This window comes from Mesorhizobium loti, assembly GCF_003148495.1.
GTDB classification, from domain to species: domain Bacteria; phylum Pseudomonadota; class Alphaproteobacteria; order Rhizobiales; family Rhizobiaceae; genus Mesorhizobium; species Mesorhizobium loti.
This window is the reverse complement of sequence record NZ_QGGH01000005.1, coordinates 170,167-187,533: the sequence shown is the minus strand read 5'-3', so window position 1 is coordinate 187,533 and position 17,367 is coordinate 170,167. Positions and strand designations below refer to the sequence as shown.

General features: G+C 63.3%; 23 protein-coding genes. 4 read left to right on the top strand and 19 right to left on the bottom strand.

The window, feature by feature from the left end; all coding sequences use genetic code 11:
* Positions 1 to 92: 92 nt before the first annotated feature.
* The 6 genes from C8D77_RS20700 to gcvA all read right to left on the bottom strand — a co-directional run bounded on the left by C8D77_RS20700 (position 93) and on the right by gcvA (position 6,191).
* The gene (locus tag C8D77_RS20700) at positions 93 to 863 is read right to left on the bottom strand and encodes an L-iditol 2-dehydrogenase (RefSeq protein ID WP_109667168.1); all 771 of its coding nucleotides are present in this window, start codon (positions 861 to 863) and stop codon (positions 93 to 95) included.
* 2 nt (positions 864 to 865) lie between these two features.
* Positions 866 to 1,864 (bottom strand): ABC transporter ATP-binding protein, encoded by a 999-nt coding sequence (locus C8D77_RS20695; RefSeq protein ID WP_109667165.1) that lies wholly within the window; start codon positions 1,862 to 1,864, stop codon positions 866 to 868.
* A 50-nt stretch (positions 1,865 to 1,914) separates the two neighbouring features.
* A complete protein-coding gene (locus C8D77_RS20690) occupies positions 1,915 to 2,739 on the bottom strand; it encodes a carbohydrate ABC transporter permease (protein ID WP_109667163.1) in 825 nt (274 codons plus the stop codon).
* Between the two features lie 11 nt (positions 2,740 to 2,750).
* Positions 2,751 to 3,623 (bottom strand): carbohydrate ABC transporter permease, encoded by an 873-nt coding sequence (locus C8D77_RS20685; protein ID WP_109667161.1) that lies wholly within the window; start codon positions 3,621 to 3,623, stop codon positions 2,751 to 2,753.
* Positions 3,624 to 3,747: 124 nt separating this feature from the next.
* Complete coding sequence (locus C8D77_RS20680) at positions 3,748 to 5,058, bottom strand: ABC transporter substrate-binding protein (protein WP_109667159.1); 1,311 nt, start codon at positions 5,056 to 5,058, stop codon at positions 3,748 to 3,750.
* 227 nt (positions 5,059 to 5,285) lie between these two features.
* Positions 5,286 to 6,191, bottom strand: coding sequence for a transcriptional regulator GcvA (gene gcvA / locus C8D77_RS20675; RefSeq protein ID WP_109667156.1), 906 nt, complete (start codon positions 6,189 to 6,191; stop codon positions 5,286 to 5,288).
* A gap of 110 nt (positions 6,192 to 6,301) precedes the next feature.
* Here gcvA and C8D77_RS20670 point away from each other — a divergent pair, with 110 nt between their 5' ends.
* Positions 6,302 to 6,487 carry a hypothetical protein gene (locus tag C8D77_RS20670; RefSeq protein ID WP_109667750.1) on the top strand — a complete coding sequence of 62 codons (186 nt, stop codon included), beginning with the start codon at positions 6,302 to 6,304 and terminating at the stop codon, positions 6,485 to 6,487.
* Between the two features lie 64 nt (positions 6,488 to 6,551).
* On the opposite strand, the gene C8D77_RS20665 is transcribed toward C8D77_RS20670, so the two are convergent.
* Positions 6,552 to 7,511, bottom strand: a complete 960-nt coding sequence (locus C8D77_RS20665) for a sugar-binding transcriptional regulator (RefSeq protein WP_109667747.1) — start codon at positions 7,509 to 7,511, stop codon at positions 6,552 to 6,554.
* A 257-nt stretch (positions 7,512 to 7,768) separates the two neighbouring features.
* Here C8D77_RS20665 and C8D77_RS20660 point away from each other — a divergent pair, with 257 nt between their 5' ends.
* Positions 7,769 to 8,401: an HAD family hydrolase gene (locus C8D77_RS20660; protein ID WP_109667154.1), complete on the top strand. Its 633-nt coding sequence runs from the start codon at positions 7,769 to 7,771 to the stop codon at positions 8,399 to 8,401.
* 4 nt (positions 8,402 to 8,405) lie between these two features.
* Here C8D77_RS20660 and C8D77_RS20655 read toward each other — a convergent pair whose 3' ends face one another.
* The 8 genes from C8D77_RS20655 to ureC form a co-directional block, all read right to left on the bottom strand.
* The gene (locus C8D77_RS20655) at positions 8,406 to 9,173 is read right to left on the bottom strand and encodes a class II aldolase and adducin N-terminal domain-containing protein (RefSeq protein WP_109667152.1); all 768 of its coding nucleotides are present in this window, start codon (positions 9,171 to 9,173) and stop codon (positions 8,406 to 8,408) included.
* Positions 9,174 to 9,254: 81 nt separating this feature from the next.
* Positions 9,255 to 9,899 carry an urease accessory protein UreG gene (gene ureG / locus C8D77_RS20650; protein ID WP_109667150.1) on the bottom strand — a complete coding sequence of 215 codons (645 nt, stop codon included), beginning with the start codon at positions 9,897 to 9,899 and terminating at the stop codon, positions 9,255 to 9,257.
* A complete protein-coding gene (locus C8D77_RS20645) occupies positions 9,896 to 10,336 on the bottom strand; it encodes a DUF3995 domain-containing protein (RefSeq protein ID WP_109667147.1) in 441 nt (146 codons plus the stop codon). Before C8D77_RS20645 ends, ureG begins: the two co-directional genes overlap by 4 nt.
* Positions 10,333 to 11,004, bottom strand: coding sequence for an urease accessory protein UreF (locus C8D77_RS20640; RefSeq protein ID WP_170136783.1), 672 nt, complete (start codon positions 11,002 to 11,004; stop codon positions 10,333 to 10,335). Before C8D77_RS20640 ends, C8D77_RS20645 begins: the two co-directional genes overlap by 4 nt.
* The gene (ureE, locus tag C8D77_RS20635; protein WP_109667145.1) at positions 10,997 to 11,590 is read right to left on the bottom strand and encodes an urease accessory protein UreE; all 594 of its coding nucleotides are present in this window, start codon (positions 11,588 to 11,590) and stop codon (positions 10,997 to 10,999) included. Before ureE ends, C8D77_RS20640 begins: the two co-directional genes overlap by 8 nt.
* Positions 11,587 to 12,192 (bottom strand): glutathione S-transferase family protein, encoded by a 606-nt coding sequence (locus tag C8D77_RS20630; protein ID WP_109667142.1) that lies wholly within the window; start codon positions 12,190 to 12,192, stop codon positions 11,587 to 11,589. The genes ureE and C8D77_RS20630 overlap by 4 nt, the downstream gene beginning before the upstream one ends.
* Before the next feature lie 44 nt (positions 12,193 to 12,236).
* The gene (locus tag C8D77_RS20625; protein ID WP_109667140.1) at positions 12,237 to 12,830 is read right to left on the bottom strand and encodes a hypothetical protein; all 594 of its coding nucleotides are present in this window, start codon (positions 12,828 to 12,830) and stop codon (positions 12,237 to 12,239) included.
* A gap of 92 nt (positions 12,831 to 12,922) precedes the next feature.
* Positions 12,923 to 14,635 (bottom strand): urease subunit alpha, encoded by a 1,713-nt coding sequence (gene ureC / locus C8D77_RS20620; RefSeq protein ID WP_109667742.1) that lies wholly within the window; start codon positions 14,633 to 14,635, stop codon positions 12,923 to 12,925.
* Between the two features lie 200 nt (positions 14,636 to 14,835).
* Here ureC and C8D77_RS20615 point away from each other — a divergent pair, with 200 nt between their 5' ends.
* Both C8D77_RS20615 and C8D77_RS20610 read left to right on the top strand, forming a co-directional pair.
* Positions 14,836 to 15,219, top strand: a complete 384-nt coding sequence (locus C8D77_RS20615) for a hypothetical protein (RefSeq protein WP_109667138.1) — start codon at positions 14,836 to 14,838, stop codon at positions 15,217 to 15,219.
* A 129-nt stretch (positions 15,220 to 15,348) separates the two neighbouring features.
* On the top strand, positions 15,349 to 15,843 hold the full coding sequence (locus C8D77_RS20610) for a hypothetical protein (protein WP_109667136.1): 495 nt from the start codon (positions 15,349 to 15,351) through the stop codon (positions 15,841 to 15,843).
* Positions 15,844 to 15,863: 20 nt separating this feature from the next.
* Here C8D77_RS20610 and C8D77_RS20605 read toward each other — a convergent pair whose 3' ends face one another.
* From C8D77_RS20605 to C8D77_RS20590, 4 genes are read right to left on the bottom strand one after another with little or no spacing between them, the layout of a single operon-like run.
* On the bottom strand, positions 15,864 to 16,169 hold the full coding sequence (locus C8D77_RS20605) for an urease subunit beta (RefSeq protein WP_109667134.1): 306 nt from the start codon (positions 16,167 to 16,169) through the stop codon (positions 15,864 to 15,866).
* A gap of 8 nt (positions 16,170 to 16,177) precedes the next feature.
* A complete protein-coding gene (locus C8D77_RS20600; RefSeq protein WP_109667132.1) occupies positions 16,178 to 16,765 on the bottom strand; it encodes a HupE/UreJ family protein in 588 nt (195 codons plus the stop codon).
* A gap of 34 nt (positions 16,766 to 16,799) precedes the next feature.
* Entirely contained in the window at positions 16,800 to 17,054 is a 255-nt protein-coding gene (locus C8D77_RS20595; protein WP_109667130.1) for a DUF1272 domain-containing protein, read from the bottom strand.
* 10 nt (positions 17,055 to 17,064) lie between these two features.
* Positions 17,065 to 17,367, bottom strand: a complete 303-nt coding sequence (locus C8D77_RS20590; protein ID WP_023693076.1) for an urease subunit gamma — start codon at positions 17,365 to 17,367, stop codon at positions 17,065 to 17,067.

Below are 17,367 nucleotides of genomic sequence, written 5' to 3'. Positions count from 1 at the left end.
TAGGGGGCAGCACATCTTGCGAGGTCGATGCGGCCTCTGATGTCGGCCTCTGCTCCCCGCGGAGGGACGGAGAGCAGAGGCCGGTCCCCGCCTCAACTCATCCACTGGCCGCCGTCGACATTGTAGGTCTGGGCGACGATGTATTCGGCGTCGCTGCTGGCGAGAAAAACCGCCATGCCGGTAAGGTCCTGCGCCGTGCCCATGCGGCCGTACGGCACCGCCTCGCCAACCAGCTTCTTCTTCTCGCCCCTTGGCCGGTTTTCATATTTGGCGAACAGCGAATCGACGTGATCCCAGTGCTCGCCGTCGACGACACCAGGGGCAATCGCGTTGACGTTGATACGGTGCTTGATGAGGTCGAGCCCCGCCGACTGGGTCAGCGAGATGACAGCGGCCTTGGTGGCGCAATAGACGCCGACCAGCGCCTCGCCGCGTCGCCCGGCCTGGCTCGCCATGTTGATGATCCTGCCGCCCCGGCCAGCGGCGATCATCGCGCGAGCAGCCGCCTGCAGCATGAACAGCGTGCCGGCGACATTGACGGAAAACAATTTGTCGTAGCTTGCCTTGGTGATCTCGACGATCGGTGCCAGATCGAACAGAGCGGCGTTGTTGATCAGGATATCGAGGCCACCGGTCTTCGTCTCCACCGCTTTCACCGCCGCCTCGATGGAGGCGAGGTCGGTGACGTCGAGCTTGACCGCATAGGCCTTACCGCCAATCTCGGCGGCCGTCTTCTGCGCAGCCTCGAGATTGATGTCGGCGATGGCGACGGTGGCGCCTTCGCCGGCATAGGCTTCGGCGAAAGCTCTGCCGATGCCTCGGGCCGAACCTGTGATCAGCGCGGATTTGCCAGCCAGTCGCATGCTCACATTGCCTTTCCGTCGGCACCGAAGCGATGCAGCTTGGCCTTGTCGGGCGTCAGATAGATGGTGTCGCCATGATGGACGGCGAGTTCGCCGTCGGCGCGCACCGTCAGCGGACCGACGCCATCGGCCTGGACATGCAGGAAGGTGTCGGAACCGAGATGTTCGGCAACGCCGACGGTGGCTTTCCATTCGCCCGCCGTGGTCGAGATCTCCAGGTGCTCGGGACGGATGCCGATGGTCTTGGCGCTGTATTTGGCAGCCGGCGCGCCTTCGATCAGGTTCATCTTCGGCGAGCCGATGAAGCCGGCGACGAACAGGTTCTTCGGCGTTTTGTAGAGCTCCATCGGCGAGCCGACCTGCTCGATGTTGCCGGCGTTCAGCACGACGATCTTGTCGGCCATGGTCATGGCTTCGACCTGGTCGTGGGTGACGTAGATCATGGTCGTCTTGAGCTGATGGTGCAGCTCGCTGATCTCCAGCCGCATGGTGCCGCGCAGTGCCGCATCGAGGTTGGACAGCGGTTCATCGAACAGGAAGGCGGTCGGCTGACGCACAATGGCGCGGCCGATGGCGACGCGCTGCCGCTGGCCGCCGGAGAGTTGGCCGGGCCGGCGTTCGAGGTAGTTGGTCAGGTTGAGCACGCGCGCCGCGTCTCCCACCTTTCTGTCGATGGTCGCCTTGTCTTCGCCGGCCATCTTCAGCGGGAAGCCGATGTTCTTGGCCACCGTCATGTGCGGATAGAGCGCGTAGGACTGGAACACCATGGCCAGCTTGCGCTTGGCCGGTGCCTCGCCGGTGACGTCGCGGCCGTCGATGTTGATGGAGCCGCCGCTGGTGTCCTCGAGGCCGGCGATCAGGCGCAGCAGCGTTGACTTGCCGCAACCCGACGGGCCGACGAAGACGACGAACTCGCCATTCTCGATCACCAGGTCGAGACCGGGGATGATGGACGTCGCTCCGAAGGATTTGGAGACGTTCTTGAGCGTGATGTTTCCCATGGTTTCCTCCCCGAGGGGTTATTTTCGCCGATTGCTTCAGGCAAATTCCGTTACTTCACCGCACCGAATGTCAGGCCGCGCACCAGCTGCTTCTGGCTGAACCAGCCCATGATCAGGATCGGCGCGATGGCCAGTGTCGAGGCGGCCGAAAGCTTGGCCCAGAACAGGCCTTGCGGGCTTGAGAACGAGCTGATGAAGGCGGTCAAGGGTGCGGCTTCCGTGGTCGTCAGCCGGATTGTCCAGAACGCCTCGTTCCAGGCCAGGATGATGTTGAGCAGCATTGTCGAGGCGATGCCCGGCACCGCCATCGGCGTCAGCACATAGACGATCTCGTTCCACAGCGAAGCGCCGTCCATGCGGGCCGCTTCCAGGATCTCGCCCGGTATTTCGCGGAAGTAGGTGTAGAGCATCCACACCACGATCGGCAGGTTGATCAGCATCAGCATGATCATCAGGCCGATGCGGCTGTCGAGCAGTCCTGTGTCGCGGAAGATCAGGTAGATCGGGAACAGCACGGCAACCGCGGGCATCATCTTGGTGGACAGCATCCACATCAATATGTCCTTGGTTCGCTTGGTCGGCGAGAAGGCCATCGACCATGCCGCCGGTATGGCGACCAGCAGGGCCAGGATGGTCGAGCCGACCGAGAGCAGCACCGAGTTGAAGAAGAACTTGAAGTAGCCGCTCTGCGCCTGAACCTCGGAATAGCTCTCGAATGTCCCCGATGGGATGATGCTGAAACCCTGGATGGCTTCCTGCTCCGACTTGAACGAGGTGATGATCGTATAGAGGATCGGGAAGAAGATGAGCAGGGCGACGATCCAGGCGGCAACTGTCGCGATCGTCTTGTGTTGGGTGGTGACTGAGCGTGCCATCGTATCCTCCCTTACTTGTCTAGGTTCTTGCCGACGGCGCGCATGGCGAAGAAGGCAACGATGTTGGCGAGAATGACGGCGATCACACCGCCGGCGGATGCCTGGCCGATTTTGAACTCCAGCAACGCCTTCTGGTAGACGAGGAAGGGCAGGTTGGTGGAAGCGTATCCCGGGCCGCCATTGGTGGTGACGAGGATCTCGGCATAGACCGACAAAAGGAAGATCGTCTGGATCAGGATGACGACCGTGATGGCGCGCGACATGTGCGGCAGCGTCAGATAGATGAAGCGGCTGATGAAGCCGGCGCCGTCCATCTCGGCGGCCTCCTTCTGCTCACCGTCGAGCGACTGCAACGCGGTCAAGAGGATGAGCGTCGCGAAAGGCAGCCATTGCCAGGCGACGATGATGATGATCGCCAGCATCGGATGCTGCCCGAACCAGTCGATCGGCTGAGCCCCGAAGAAGCGCGCTATATCGGCGAACACTCCATATTGCGGGTGCATGATCATGTTCTTCCAGACCAATGCAGCCACCGGCGGCATGACGAAGAACGGCGAAATGACGAGAATGCGGACTATGCCCTGGCCCCACATCGGCTGGTCGATCAGAAGCGCCAGAAGGATGCCGCCGATCACCGTGATCAAAAGCACGCTGATCACCAGGGTTAGCGTGTTGAGGATCGATTGCAGGAAGGCCGGGTTGGAATAAAACAGCGCGTAATTCGAGAAGCCGACGAAGCCGTCGCGGATCGGATTGAGCGGATTGTACTGCTGGAAGGAGAACCAGATGGTGATGACCAGCGGCACAATCATCCAGACGAACAGCAGCACCACGGATGGCGCCATCATGAAACGGGCAAGCGAACGGGTCTGCTGAGTAGCCATGACGGTCACCCTTCACTGGTCAGACTGAATTTTCAAAAGGCGTTAAAGGCGGCCGCCCGAACTGGGAACTCGGGCGGCCGTTGCCGGTCAAGGAGGCGACCGGCATTCGGCACCGGGAGGAGCCTTACTTGATGTATCCGCCTTCGGTCATTGCCGCAGTGGCAGCGTCCTGGGCCTGTTTCAGGGCATCGTCGACGCTCGACTGGCCGGCAAGAGCTGCCGAGAAGAGCTGGCCGACGGTGGTGCCAAGGCCCTGGAACTCAGGGATGGCGACGAACTGGACGCCGACATAGGGCACCGGCTTGACGGTCGGATGCGTCGGATCGGCGGCATTGATGGAGTCCAGCGTCATCTTGGCGAACGGAGCCGCCTTCTGGTACTCGGCATTGGCGTAGAGCGAGGTGCGCGTTCCGGGAGGAGCGTTGGCCCAGCCTTCCTTCGACGCGACCAGTTCCGCATAGTGCTTGCTGGTCGCCCAGGAGACGAACTTCTCGGCGGCATCAGCCTTCTGCGTGCCGGCGGGGATCGCCAGCGACCAAGCCCACAGCCAGTTGCCGCGCTTGCCCAGGCCATTGTCCGGCGCCAAGGCATAGCCGACCTTGTCGGCGACGGTCGAGTTCTTCGGGTCCGAAACGAAGGACGCAGCGACGGTGGCGTCGATCCACATGCCGCATTTGCCCTGCTGGAACAGCGCCAGGTTTTCGTTGAAGCCGTTGGAGGACGCGCCCTCGGGGCCGTCGGCCTTCATCAGGTCGACATAGAACTGCAGCGTGTTCTTCCATTCCGGCTGGTCGAACTGCGGCTTCCAGTTCTCGTCGAACCAGCGGGCGCCGAAGGAGTTCGACATGGCGGTCAGGAAGGCCATGTTCTCGCCCCAGCCGGCCTTGCCGCGCAGGCACACACCGTTCACGCCATTGGCGCGATCGGTCATCTTGTCGGCGGCCTGCTTGATGAAGTCCCAGGTCGGCGCATCGGGCATCTTCAGCCCGGCCTTGTCCATCAGGTCCTTGCGGTACATGACGAACGAGCTTTCGCCGTAGAACGGCGCGGCATAAAGCTTGCCGTCGACCGAAAGGCCGCCGGCGATGGCCGGGATGATGTCTTTGGCGTCATAGTCGTCGCCGAGCTTGTCGAGCGGCAGGAGCCAGCTCTGCTTGGCCCAGATCGGAACTTCATACGTGCCGATGGTCATCACGTCATACTGGCCACCCTTGGTGGCGATATCGGTGGTGACGCGCTCGCGCAGCACGTTCTCTTCAAGCGTAACCCAGTTGAGCTGGATGTCGGGGTTCGCCTTGGTGAAGTCTTCCGTCAGCTTTTGCATGCGGACCATATCGCCATTGTTGACGGTGGCGATGGTGATGGATTCGGCGTGTGCGGCAAACGCAAGAGCGCTGGCCGACAACAGACCCAGGGTGAGCGTGCGAAGTTTCATCAAATTCCTCCCTTGAACCAAGATGAGCATTTGCCTTGGCTTTGGGCAATTACTCACTTGGCATGAATTATGTCAAGTCGGATTCGATGCTGCAGCGCAGCACTCGGTGACGCCTCGGACCGGGAACGTGTGGAAATTGCCAGCGTGAGCCTCGCCCGTCGCCGGGACATCAGGTGACGATAGCGGAAGGGTTTGCGGGACTTGGTGCGGTACCGGACGGCTTGCCGTCAGCAGGCGATCTCGGCCAGCAGCCAGTCGCGGAAGGCACGGATCTTCGGCACGGTGCGGCGCGCCTGGGGATAGACCAGCCAGTAGGCGTGGCCGTCGTCGCCGACCAGGTCGAAAGGCTGGATCAGGCGGCCGTCGGCGAGTTCCGCCTTGAACAGCGCCCTGGTCAGGATCGCCACGCCATGGCCAGCGATTGCCGCATTGGCCTCATAAGCCTGCGCGCCCATGCTGCTGCCGGGTCGTCTGGCAAGATCGTGCGAGTGCACGCCGGCCGCCGAAAACCACTCCGTCCACCAGATGTCGCCGGGATCGAGGATCGGCAGCCGCAGGAGATCGGCCGGTTCGTTGACGCCACCGATGCTTGCCGCGAGCTTCGGGCTCAGCATCGGCGTGAAATCGGCATCGAGCAGCTTGTGTGCCTCCAGGCCAGGCCATTTGCCGCCGCCCGAGCGGATGGCGATATCGGTATCCTCGCGGGCAAAGTCTGTCAGGCGGCTCGACGTCTCGAGCCGCACGGCAAGTGCGGGATGAGCGATCTGGAACGATCCCAGCCGGTGCGCCAGCCAGTTCGAGGCAAAGGTCAGCACGGTGGTGACGCACAGCAACCCGTCGGCGCCGGCGCGCGCCGCGGCATAGGCCTGGCCAAGAATGGCAAAGGCTTCGCCGACAGCGGGCGCCAGACGTTGTCCGGCCTCGGTCAACGCGATCTGGCGCGGCCGGCGCAGGAACAGCGGTGAGCCGACGCGCTCTTCCAGCACCTTGATCTGATAGCTGACCGCTGCCTGCGTCATGCCGAGTTCGCCGGCGGCCTTGGTGAAGGAAAGATGCCGCGCCACCGCGTCGAACACCCTGATCGCCTGCAACGGGGGGAGTTGCGAAACCTGTCGCGAGCTGAGGTCAGGCATAAGGCCTCCTTATGGGCCATGATCAATGTTCGATTGGCTAAGGCGGCCGGCAAGACCGACATACAGCATCAACCCATCATTCGGGTTCAGGATAGCGGAGGTTGACGATCATGACCATGGCGCAGCAAAAATGCACTCCCACCCCGGATCATCGTTGGATTTCGTGGCTCACGGACGGATTTGGCTGGTTCGCGATAAAAAGGAGGGCACATCTGGACGTCAGGGATCTGTCGCCGCATCTGCAGCGCGACCTCGGCTTCCTCGATGGCAACGACCCTTTCGGCCGGCACAGATAGCTCGGCTGACTTTATCGCAAATCTGTTGCTAAGCTGCCATGCCCCACAAACAAAGGCGACCCCGTCAGACGCTGGCCAGCAGGGCAGCGGCGGTCCGCTCATCGGTGATGAGGCCATTGATCAGCCGCCGGTTGGCGGCCGCCAGTATGCCCGGCAGCTTTCGTTCGCCCATCGCCAATGCGATGACCAGCGATTTTTCGCGCGACGGCAGCGAAGCCGACGACACCCGGTCGTTGGTAATGCCCTCGATCATGCGGCCTTCGCGGTCGAACACCCAGCCGACGATCTCGGCAATGCCGCCGGCCTTCTGCAGCGCCTTCAATTCGCTCTCCGAAATGAAGCCGTCCTCATAGAGCGGCGCCTTGGGGCCGAGATCGCCAATGCCGATGAAGGTGACGTCGGCCTCGGCCGCCAGCGCCAGCGTCGGCTGGATCATCGGCTGGTTGAGCAGCATCTCGCGCTCCTCCGGCGATGAGGCGATGACCGGCAGCGGCATCGGAAAGGAGCGCGCCTTGACCCTGTCGGCCATGGTGAAGATGACGTTGTAGAAGGCGGCCGAGCCGTCCGGCGAGATGTTGCCGGTCAACGACACCACCTTGTGCTGCGGACATTCCATCGGCGGCAGCTGCTCGATCGCCGCCTTCAGCGTGCGCCCGGTGCCGATCGCCATGACGATCGGGGTCGGTGACCGCAGCCGCCGCTCGATCTCGGCGGCAGCCGCCTCGGCGATGCCGATCGTCGTAGAGGATGAATTCGGATCGCTCGGCACCACTTCGACCAGATCGAGCGCGAAGCGCGATCTCAGCCGTGCCGCCAGATCAAGGCAGTTGGCGATCGGATGATCGACGCGAACCTTGATCAGGCCCTCCGACACCGCCAGTGATACCAGCCGCTGCGCCGTCTGCCGCGAGATGCCGAGCGTGGCGGCAATCTGGTCCTGTGTGTTGCCGGCAACATAATAAAGCCAGCCGGCGCGCGCCGCGTCGTCCAGCCTGTTGCTGCCACCATCCTGCCGGGTATTCACGTCCTGCCTCCCGAAACCGCCGGTCATGAGAGCGGCCCACGCCCACTTTCGCAGGGAACGGCCCGCTGCGCAATTGTCAATCTCCAGGGCAATTGCTTGCCGCCCGCCGGCGCAGGCGGGGCCAAATTTCCTTCTTCCACGATGTCGGTGTCAGGCAAAGAAGCGCGGTTGCGGTCCCGGTAGGCGGCAGGTTCTTCGATCCCGAAGGTTTATCTCCCGGCTCAAACCCTTTAAGGGATCGCAAAAAGGAGCGCTGCATGACACCGAAAGCGGTTTTCTGGGATATGGATGGCACGCTGGTCGACAGCGAACCGCTGCACGAGGCGGCCTTGGTGGCCGCGATGCGCAATGTCGGCCTCGTGCCGCCTGATGATCTGCATGAGCGCGTGCTGGGCGTTGCCGCCTGGCCGGTCTACGAGATGATGCGCGACGAGTTCGGCCTGGATCTGCCCTTCGACGACTGGATCGTGCGCAAATACGAGCACTATCTGCCGCTGGTCGAGCGCTTGCAGCCGCGTCCCGGTGCGATCGAGATCTTCAATGAGCTGCGCGAAAGGGGCGTGGCGCAGGCCGTGGTCTCGAATTCGGACCGGATGATCGTCGACGCCAATCTGAGCATGGTCGGCCTGACCTACCCCGGCATGAAGACGATCAGCCGTAACGACGTGCGCGAAGGCAAGCCGCATGCCGAGCCGTTCCTGCGCGCCGCCTATCTAGCCGATGTCGATCCCGCGCAGGCCGTGGCCATCGACGACAGCTGGCCGGGCGCCATGGCGGGGCTGGCGGCGGGAATGAAGACGATTTTCTGGCCGGAAGCGCCGATGGAAGGCCCGCCCGGCGCCGTCGTCATCAACAGCGCCGATCAGCTCCGGGCAGAACTAGGCCTGTAGGCCATCAATTCCGGTAGACCGGTTCCTGCTCGTCGAGGATCGCCTTCAACTCGCTGAGATGGCGTTCGGCCTGGCCGGGATAGTCGTCCATCTCGCTTGCCGCCTTTTCGGCGATAGCATCGGACAGCGTGCGCAGCGGGCGCCCGGTCCATAGCGCCTTGATGTAGGTCTCGGCGGCGCGCTCGAAATAGAACATGCGGTTGAAGGCATCGGCGACCGTATCGCCGATGACCAGCACGCCGTGATTGCCCATCACCATCACCTTGACCTTGGGATCGACGAGAAGCTGCGAGCAGCGCTCGCCCTCCTCCTCGAAGGCCAGTCCGCCATAATGCGCATCGACGACATGGCGGTTGAAGAACATCGCCGAATTCTGGTCGATCGGCGGCAGGCGAGAGTCGGCGAGCGATGCCAGCACCGTGGCGTGGATCGAATGGACATGCATGACGCAGCGCGCGTGGCGGACATTGCGATGGATGGCGCCGTGCAGTCCCCACGCCGTCGGATCGGGCGCGTCCGGGCCTGAGAGCGTATCCGGGTCGTTGGCATCGATCATTAAAAGGTCGCTCGCCTTGATGCGCGAGAAATGCACCTGGTTGGGATTCATCAGGAACTGCGTGCCGTCGTCATTGACGGCCAGCGAGAAATGATTGGCGACAGCCTCGTGCATGTTGAGCCGCGCCGTCCAGCGGAAGGCAGCGGCAAGATCGACGCGCTCCTCATAGAAGGGCAGGTTGGTCAGCGTTTCCTTTTGCAGGCGGGCGATGCTCATCGAAATTCCTCCGGTTTTGGCAAGAATGCCGTGACCAGCCCATGCCCGCAACCGGTTTTGGTTGGTGCAGGGATGGCTATCTCATGCAGCCGTGCTGGTAGCAGCAGCGCCGGCTCGCAGGCCGCCATGCTCGACGATGAAATCGATCACCTCCTGCAGCCCTTTGCCGCGCGACAGATCGGTGAAGCCGAACGGCCGCTTGCCGCGCATGCGGCCGGCGTCACTCTCCATGACATCGAGGTTGACGTTCACGTAAGGAGCCAGATCGCTCTTGTTGATCACCAGGAAATCGGAGCGGGTGATCGCTGGCCCGCCCTTGCGCGGGATCTCCTCGCCCTGGCAAACCGAGATGACATAGAGCGTCAGGTCGGCGAGATCGGGCGAGAAGGTGGCGGCGAGGTTGTCGCCGCCGGATTCGATGAAGACGATGTCGAGATCCGGGAATTTCCTGTTCATCTCGGCGATCGCCTGCAGATTGATCGAGGCATCCTCGCGGATCGCGGTGTGCGGGCAGCCGCCGGTCTCGACACCCATGATGCGATCCTCGGGCAGCGCCTGCAGCCGTGCCAGCATCATGGCGTCTTCCTTGGTGTAGATGTCGTTGGTGACGACCGCGATGGAAAACTCGTCGCGCAGCGCCTTGCACAGTTTTTCGGTCAGAGTCGTTTTGCCCGAACCGACCGGACCACCGATGCCGACGCGCAGCGGGCCATTTGTCTGTGTCATGCGGGAAACTCCGTGATGGCGAGGACGGCAAAGCCGAGCCCGATGAACAGGCACAGCGGCGAATAGTAGCGCAGGTCGAGCCGCGCGAAAGGCTGTTCCGGCGTCAGCCGCCGCCACCATGGCGTGAAACCGGCCATGCCGCGTCCCAGGAACACCAGCCCGATGAGCAGCGAAGTGGCGGCGAGACCCTCCTTGGGAAAGGGCGAAGCAAAGAAGCCGATGAGCGCCAGCGGCCACAGCGTCGCCAGGCCGAGACAGGCAGCAACGGCGAAACTGGCGAACGGCGTCGGCATCTCCTCGACGCAGCGAAAACCGACAACGGCACGAGCGCAGGAGGCCGCATCCTGGCCTGGCCAGATGCCGCCAAGGCCCCAATAGACATGCAGGGCGGTGATCAGCAACAGGACAAGGGAGAGCGCGAAGGCGAGAAGGATCATGAGCGGAACAATCGCGAATACTGGGTTTCGTGCTTCATCGCCATGACATCGGAAACGAACGCGCAGCCGCCGAGATCATCCAGTGTCGAGCGCGCGGCGCGGGCTGCGGTCGCCAGGGCCAATGGCTCGAAGCCGGCTAACAACATGGTCGCGCCGCTCTGTCCGACGACACCAAGCCGGATCGCAGCCTGGACGAGGTTGGAAAAGAAGGTCTGCAGGAAGGCGGACAGCGCATTCTGAAGCGCAATTGAATTGCTGCCGGCAATGGCGCCGACGGCAACGCAATAGGCGCATTCGGCCGGCAAGCGCTCCAGCACCGGATTTGACCAGGCCGCTGCCGCTTTGAGGAAGGCGGCGCCTTGCAGCATGGTCTCGGTGTGGCGTTCGCGCGAGCCGGCCAGCGCCTCGGCGAGTGCCGTTATTTCATCGAGATCGCCAGTGTGGCGTGCGCGGCGCCAGCTCTCAGCGAACAGCACGGCGTCGTTCCAGCCCGAACCCATCTCGACCAGCGTTTCCATCCAGCCGGCGAGGCTCTCGGCATCGGCAACCAGCCCGTCATGCACCGCGCGCTCGAGGCCATGGCTGTAGGAAAAGCCCCCGACCGGAAAGGAAGGCGACAACCACGCCATCAGCCGCAGCAGGGCGATGTGCGAGGGCTGGTCAGTCATGGTCGTGGTGGTGGCCAGCATGACTGTGCGAATGGGAATGCGATTCGCTATGAGAATGGCTGTGCGCTTCGGCGTGGCTATGGGCATGCGCATGGCCGTGATCGTGGCTTTGCCCGCCATGGCCGGAATAGGCGCCGCGCACCGGCTTGAACGGCTCGGAAACGTCGGTCACCGTCGCGCCGAGCCCCTCCAGCATCGCCTTGATGACATGGTCGCGCAGGATGAGGATGCGCCCGGCTTCGATGCTCGCCGCAAGATGACGGTTGCCGATGTGCCAGGCGAGCTCGGCCAGATGCACGCTGTCGCGAGCCCGGATGTCGTAGACATCTTCCGGCGCCGCGATGATCTCGATATGGCCGCCATCCTCCAGCACCAGCCGGTCGCCATCATTCAAGGCGACGGGTTCGGGCAGGTCGACCAGCACCTTGCTGCCGTCGGCAAGTTCGATGGCCCGGCGACGCAGATGCCGCTCGTCATGGGCGAGCACGGCCTGGCCGGACGGCAGGGTGGTTCCGGCGTTGCCCGGGGTCAGCACCGAGATGGCGCGCGCGAATTTGGTGAAGTCGGTGTTGAGGTTGAGCTTCATTTCATGGAGCCTCCGTTAGCCTGCGCTCGTGCGCGAGCGGGCCGCGCCAGCACGCGGTCGAAATAGGCGTTGACACGCTCGGACTCGATCTGGAATTTTCCGGCGCGGGCCCAGTTGCCCATGTCGCCCAACAGCACGTCGACTGCCGAAAACCGCTCGCCCAGCGCAAACGTTTTGTCGCCCAGCCGGCGATCTAGCGCCTTAAGCTCCGAGACGAAGTCATAGGTCGCCGCAGGACCGACATCGACCCGCATTTCCTTCGGCAGCAGGAAGCGGTGGCGCAGCTTGTTCCACAGCGGCGCCTCAAACTCGCTCTGGGCAAAATGCATCCAGGAATCCATCTCGGCGCGGCCGGCAAGGCCCGGATTGGCGCCCATGCCCTTGTCCGCGTGCTTGTCGGCGAGATAGACGCAGATCGCCGCCGAATCCGTCACCGTCAGCTCGCCGTCGATCAGGATCGGCACCTTGCCCGAAGGGTTGAGTGTGTAGGCTTCCGGCGAGCGCAGCTTCACCTCGACGAATTCATAGGGTTGCCCGAGTTCCTCGAGCATCCAGAGAACGCGGCTGACCCGGGATCCACGCGATCCAACGGCTTTGTACATGCGCAAACCTGCCTTTCCCGAACAACCTAGACCATCGCGTTCGCTCAGACGATGGTGTCGAAGAGCCGCAGGATGAACGATATCTGATAGATGAGCGCCGCCGTGACAAAGGCGATGTGGAAGCGGCGATCGCGCACCAGGATCGCGGCGATGCAGAGCGCGACGAAGACCGGCGTGCGGAACAGGTACTCGTTGCCGAAGCGGGCGAAATGCTCCGGTCCTTTCAGCAGCGTGTCGACCACGTCGAGCAGGTAGGTCGCCGCCAGCAGGCCGAAGAACCAGGCCCGGCGCGAATAGAAGAAATCCTCGTAGCTCGTGTAGTCCAGCATCGAATCGGGAAACAAAAGCGCGCAGAGCAGGAACAGCGTGATCGCATAGAAAATGATGAACAGGTATTTGCCGAAGGTCCAGGTCTCGATGGCGTAGAGGCCGAACTCCCACCACCAGAAATGCACCAGCATCAGGAGCACCGAGACGACCCAGGCCAGATGCACGGTATAGAGCTTGTACTGGCCGGGATGCTGGACGATGCGCGCCACCCCCGACAGCAGGCGGGCGACGCCAAGCCCGATCACCATGCCCATGACGATGCGGATATGCGGGAAGATGTCGTGGGCGGAAGCGATTTCGGTGGCCATGCTCGATCACAATGCAGCTGTTGGTTGGCCGCATATTGCTGCCTCCCACCAAGGGCTGCAACGGATAATGCTCACCCGGTTGAATCGCCGCTTCAGAACAGAAAATACCGCTGTGCCATCGGCAGCACCGTCGCCGGCTCGCAGGTGAGCAATTCACCGTCGGCGCGGACCTCGTAGGTTTCCGGGTCGACCTCGACATGCGGCGTGGCGTCGTTGAGCACCATCGAATGCTTGCCGATGCCGCCGCGGGTGTTTTCGACGGCGACGAACTGCTTGTCGACACCCAGCCTGCCGTGCAGGCCGGATTCGAGCGCTGCCTTCGAAACAAAGGTCACCGACGAGTTGGTCCTGGCCTTGCCATAGGCGCCGAACATCGGCCGGTAGTGCATTGGCTGCGGCGTCGGGATCGAGGCGTTGGGGTCGCCCATCGGGGCGGCGGCGATCATGCCGCCGATCAGCACCATGTCCGGCTTGACGCCGAAGAAGGCCGGGTTCCACAGAACCAGGTCGGCGCGTTTGCCGACCGCGATCGAGCCGATGTCCTTCGACAGCCCATGCGCGATGGCCGGGTTGATCGTGTATTTGGCGATGTAGCGGCGGACGCGGAAATTGTCGTTGTTGCCGGTTTCCTGCGGCAGCGAGCCGCGCTGGCGCTTCATCTTGTCGGCGGTTTGCCAGGTGCGGATCGCGACTTCGCCGACGCGGCCCATGGCCTGGCTGTCCGACGAGATGATCGAGAAGGCGCCGATGTCGTGCAGGATGTCTTCCGCCGCGATGGTCTCCTTGCGGATGCGGCTTTCGGCAAAGGCGATGTCTTCGGGGATTGACGGCGACAGATGATGGCAGACCATCAGCATGTCGAGATGCTCGGCCAGCGTGTTGACCGTATAGGGCCGCGTCGGATTGGTCGAGGACGGGATGACGTTGGGCAGCCCGCAGACCTTGATGATGTCGGGCGCATGGCCGCCGCCGGCGCCCTCGGTGTGGAAGGCGTGGATGGTGCGGCCCTTGATCGCCGCCACAGTGTTTTCGACAAAGCCGGACTCGTTCAGCGTGTCGGTGTGGATCATCACCTGCACGTCGTAGTCGTCGGCGACCGACAGGCAGCAGTCTATCGCCGCCGGCGTCGTGCCCCAGTCCTCGTGCAGCTTCAGCGAACAGGCGCCGCCCAGCACCATCTCCTCAAGTGCTGCAGGCAAGGACGCATTGCCCTTGCCCGACAGGCCGATGTTCATGGGGAAGGCATCGAAGGACTGGATCATGCGGGCCATGTGCCATGGCCCCGGCGTGCAGGTGGTCGCCAGCGTGCCGTGCGCCGGACCGGTGCCGCCGCCGAGCATGGTGGTGATGCCGCTCATCAACGCTTCCTCGATCTGCTGCGGGCAGATGAAGTGGATATGCGCGTCGAAGCCGCCGGCGGTCAGGATCTTGCCTTCGCCCGCGATGATCTCGGTGCCGGGGCCGATGATGATGGTGACGCCGTCCTGGGTATCGGGATTGCCGGCCTTCCCGATCGCAGCGATGCGCCCATCTCGCAGGCCGATATCGGCCTTGAAGATGCCGGCGCTGGCGTCGACCACCAGCGCGTTGGTGATCACGGTGTCGACAGCGCCTTGCGCTCTGGAAACCTGGCTCTGGCCCATGCCGTCGCGGATCACCTTGCCGCCGCCGAACTTCACCTCCTCGCCGTGGATGGTGAGATCCTTCTCGACCTCGATGAACAGCTCGGTGTCGGCAAGCCGCACTCTGTCGCCGACCGTCGGGCCATACATCTGCGCGTAGGCGGCGCGGGTAATTCTGGCCATCAGCGATTGCTCCCGAAATGCGGTTTGCCAAAATGCGGTTTGCCAAAAAAATGCGGTTTGATTGAAGCCCGGCTGCACATTGCCGCCATCCAATGGTCATGGAATGACCCGCTGGGCGACACCTTCTGATCCCATTTGGCGGTTGAGCTTGGGGCGTCACCCCAAACCGACCGTTTGCCAATCGATGGAAAGGAAAATCCATGCGCAAAACGATAGTTCTTGCCGCCGCCGCCAGCCTGATGCTGGCGGGTGCCGCCAGTGCCCAACAGCAGCCCGCGCAACAGCCCGCTCCGGCGCCGACCGCGCCTGCTCCAGCCGCCCCTAGCGCCCAGTCGGCCGTGCCGACGATCCAGAGCGTCAACATCGTCGACATCACCGAGCTGCCAAAGGACACCCAGACACAGGTCAACCAGGTGATTGCCCAGCGTGGCGATGACGGCTTGAAGAAACTGCGTAGCTCGATCGACGCCACGCCCAAGGTGAAGTCGGCGCTGGAGGCCAAGGGGCTCAGTTCGGCGCAAGTCGTCGCCGCCAGCATGGAACCCAATGGCGCACTGACCCTGATCACCAAGAAGGCGAGCTGACAAAGCGGCGCGGCGGGCCGGTATCCAGCCCGCCGGCCGCATCGGCAAAGGAACCTTCGCCGGACGGGAATCGTTTTGTTTCTTTGGCGCTAAACCGCGCCCCGAAACGACGTCTCTCAGGAGCGAGCGATGGCGACCACTTCCTTTTCTCCCAAAAGACGGCTGCAGGCGGCCACCGCCATGGCATTCCTGGCGGTGGCAGGTTCTGCTGCCGGACTGAAGGCGCAAGGGCTGGAAAGCACGGAGACCGTCAACCGCATCATCGGCTCGCAGGTCAAGCAGGAAGAGGCCAACGCCGCCGCCGAAGCCCGGAACGTCAACACGGCAATCGACCGGACGCGTGAAAACATCGGCACGGTGCGCAAGACGTCCAAGCTTGACAAGGTGGATATCGTGTTCCTCACGGACGCCGCGCGCAGCGAAGGCGGCCCGCCGCCAGCGATCGAGAGCAAGGTCAGACAGCATCAGGACGACATCGCGGAGCTGCGCAAGGAGATCGAGGCCAACGCGCTGCTGTTCAACGCCATCGAATCGCGGCGCGTGCTTGCGCAGGATATTCTCGCCGTCGAATTCGGCGATCCCGGAAAGATCGTCATCTACGCTGCGGCCAAGCCGTCGAGCTGAGCTGAGCACGCTGGGAGATCTCACAGCTTGCCCATCACCTTCTGCTGAAATCCGTAGACCTCGCGCTTGCCGCCAAGCGGCACCAGCGTGACGTCGCGCTCCTGTCCTGGCTCGAAGCGCATGGCCGTGCCGGCGGCGATGTCGAGGCGCATGCCTCTGGCACGCTCGCGGTCGAACTTCAGCCCCTCATTGGTCTCGAACAAATGGTAGTGGCTGCCGACCTGAATCGGCCGGTCGCCGCTGTTGGCGACTTTCAGGGTGACGGTCGGCAGACCCTTGTTCAGCTCGATGTCGCCGCTCACCGTAATGACTTCGCCGGGGATCATCGCCACCCTCACAGAACGCCGAAGACGAGGCCGAGACCAACCGCAGCGCAGGCGGCACCCGCGGCGCGGGCCAGGCTACGGAACCGGATACCAAGACCGAGCCCGGCGGCGATGCCGGTGGCATGGAGAGCCGCTGTGGCGATGGCAAAGCCGGCCATGTATTCAAGCCCGCCGGCATTCTCCGGCACTTCGGTGCCGTGGGCGTGGCCGTGGAACAGCGCGAACAGGCCAATGATGGCGACGCCGGCCGAGACCGGCAGATCAACCGCCAGTGCCACCAGCAACCCGAGCGCCACGACCGAGGCCAGTATGCCCGGTTCGACGAAGGGCAGCGGCATATGCAGCATGCCGGCCACACCGCCGACCAGCATGACGCCGACAAAGGCCGCCGGCCAGGCAAGAACCGCCTTGCCGCCCTTGAGCGCCGCCCACAGCCCGACCGCGATCATCACCGTCATGTGATCGAGGCCGGAGAGCGGGTGCATGAAGCCGGCCGTGAAGGAGGAGGTGGTGCCGATGCCGACATGGGCATAGGCCGGTATGGAAGCCGCCAGCAGCAGGATCGCCGACAGGCATAGGCGTTTGGCAGGGATCATTCTATTTGCCCTTCATTTGGCTCGGTCGTGGTGTTCACGCAGCCTTGCGGGGCCCGCAGCCTTCGGCCTTGAGAACGCGCCTGGTCGACGCCGGATATTTCTTCAGCATCGCCGCTGGCCGGAGCGGCCGCGCCGAAAAATTGCCGCCGCAATTGGGGCAGACACCGCCCAACACCTGTTCCACGCAGTCGATGCAAAAGGTGCACTCGAAGGTGCAGATCAACGCATCAGTCGCCTCCGGCGGCAGGTCCTTGTCGCAGCATTCGCAGTTGGGGCGCAGCTCAAGCATTTTTCTCTCCTCACCGGATCGGTTCGTGCACGGTCACCAGCTTGGTGCCGTCGGGAAATGTCGCTTCGACCTGCACGTCGTGGATCATCTCGGCGATGCCTTCCATGACTTGCGCGCGGGTGACGACATGGGCGCCGGCCTCCATCAGTTCGGCGACCGGGCGGCCGTCGCGGGCGCCCTCGACGACGAAGTCGGTGATCAGCGCGATCGCTTCCGGATGGTTGAGCTTGACGCCGCGTTCGAGCCGCTTGCGCGCCACGATCGCCGCCATGGCGATCAGCAACTTGTCCTTTTCCCTCGGCGTCAGGTTCAT

Coding starts and splice junctions, on each gene's coding strand:
- C8D77_RS20700 (WP_109667168.1), bottom strand. CDS start 863: ATGCGACTGGCTGGCAAATCCGCGCTGATCACAGGTTCGGCCCGAGGC.
- C8D77_RS20695 (WP_109667165.1), bottom strand. CDS start 1,864: ATGGGAAACATCACGCTCAAGAACGTCTCCAAATCCTTCGGAGCGACG.
- C8D77_RS20690 (WP_109667163.1), bottom strand. CDS start 2,739: ATGGCACGCTCAGTCACCACCCAACACAAGACGATCGCGACAGTTGCC.
- C8D77_RS20685 (WP_109667161.1), bottom strand. CDS start 3,623: ATGGCTACTCAGCAGACCCGTTCGCTTGCCCGTTTCATGATGGCGCCA.
- C8D77_RS20680 (WP_109667159.1), bottom strand. CDS start 5,058: ATGAAACTTCGCACGCTCACCCTGGGTCTGTTGTCGGCCAGCGCTCTT.
- gcvA (WP_109667156.1), bottom strand. CDS start 6,191: ATGCCTGACCTCAGCTCGCGACAGGTTTCGCAACTCCCCCCGTTGCAG.
- C8D77_RS20670 (WP_109667750.1), top strand. CDS start 6,302: ATGACCATGGCGCAGCAAAAATGCACTCCCACCCCGGATCATCGTTGG.
- C8D77_RS20660 (WP_109667154.1), top strand. CDS start 7,769: ATGACACCGAAAGCGGTTTTCTGGGATATGGATGGCACGCTGGTCGAC.
- C8D77_RS20655 (WP_109667152.1), bottom strand. CDS start 9,173: ATGAGCATCGCCCGCCTGCAAAAGGAAACGCTGACCAACCTGCCCTTC.
- ureG (WP_109667150.1), bottom strand. CDS start 9,899: ATGACACAGACAAATGGCCCGCTGCGCGTCGGCATCGGTGGTCCGGTC.
- C8D77_RS20645 (WP_109667147.1), bottom strand. CDS start 10,336: ATGATCCTTCTCGCCTTCGCGCTCTCCCTTGTCCTGTTGCTGATCACC.
- C8D77_RS20640 (WP_170136783.1), bottom strand. CDS start 11,004: ATGACTGACCAGCCCTCGCACATCGCCCTGCTGCGGCTGATGGCGTGG.
- ureE (WP_109667145.1), bottom strand. CDS start 11,590: ATGAAGCTCAACCTCAACACCGACTTCACCAAATTCGCGCGCGCCATC.
- C8D77_RS20630 (WP_109667142.1), bottom strand. CDS start 12,192: ATGTACAAAGCCGTTGGATCGCGTGGATCCCGGGTCAGCCGCGTTCTC.
- C8D77_RS20625 (WP_109667140.1), bottom strand. CDS start 12,830: ATGGCCACCGAAATCGCTTCCGCCCACGACATCTTCCCGCATATCCGC.
- ureC (WP_109667742.1), bottom strand. CDS start 14,635: ATGGCCAGAATTACCCGCGCCGCCTACGCGCAGATGTATGGCCCGACG.
- C8D77_RS20615 (WP_109667138.1), top strand. CDS start 14,836: ATGCGCAAAACGATAGTTCTTGCCGCCGCCGCCAGCCTGATGCTGGCG.
- C8D77_RS20610 (WP_109667136.1), top strand. CDS start 15,349: ATGGCGACCACTTCCTTTTCTCCCAAAAGACGGCTGCAGGCGGCCACC.
- C8D77_RS20605 (WP_109667134.1), bottom strand. CDS start 16,169: ATGATCCCCGGCGAAGTCATTACGGTGAGCGGCGACATCGAGCTGAAC.
- C8D77_RS20600 (WP_109667132.1), bottom strand. CDS start 16,765: ATGATCCCTGCCAAACGCCTATGCCTGTCGGCGATCCTGCTGCTGGCG.
- C8D77_RS20595 (WP_109667130.1), bottom strand. CDS start 17,054: ATGCTTGAGCTGCGCCCCAACTGCGAATGCTGCGACAAGGACCTGCCG.
- C8D77_RS20590 (WP_023693076.1), bottom strand. CDS start 17,367: ATGAACCTGACGCCGAGGGAAAAGGACAAGTTGCTGATCGCCATGGCG.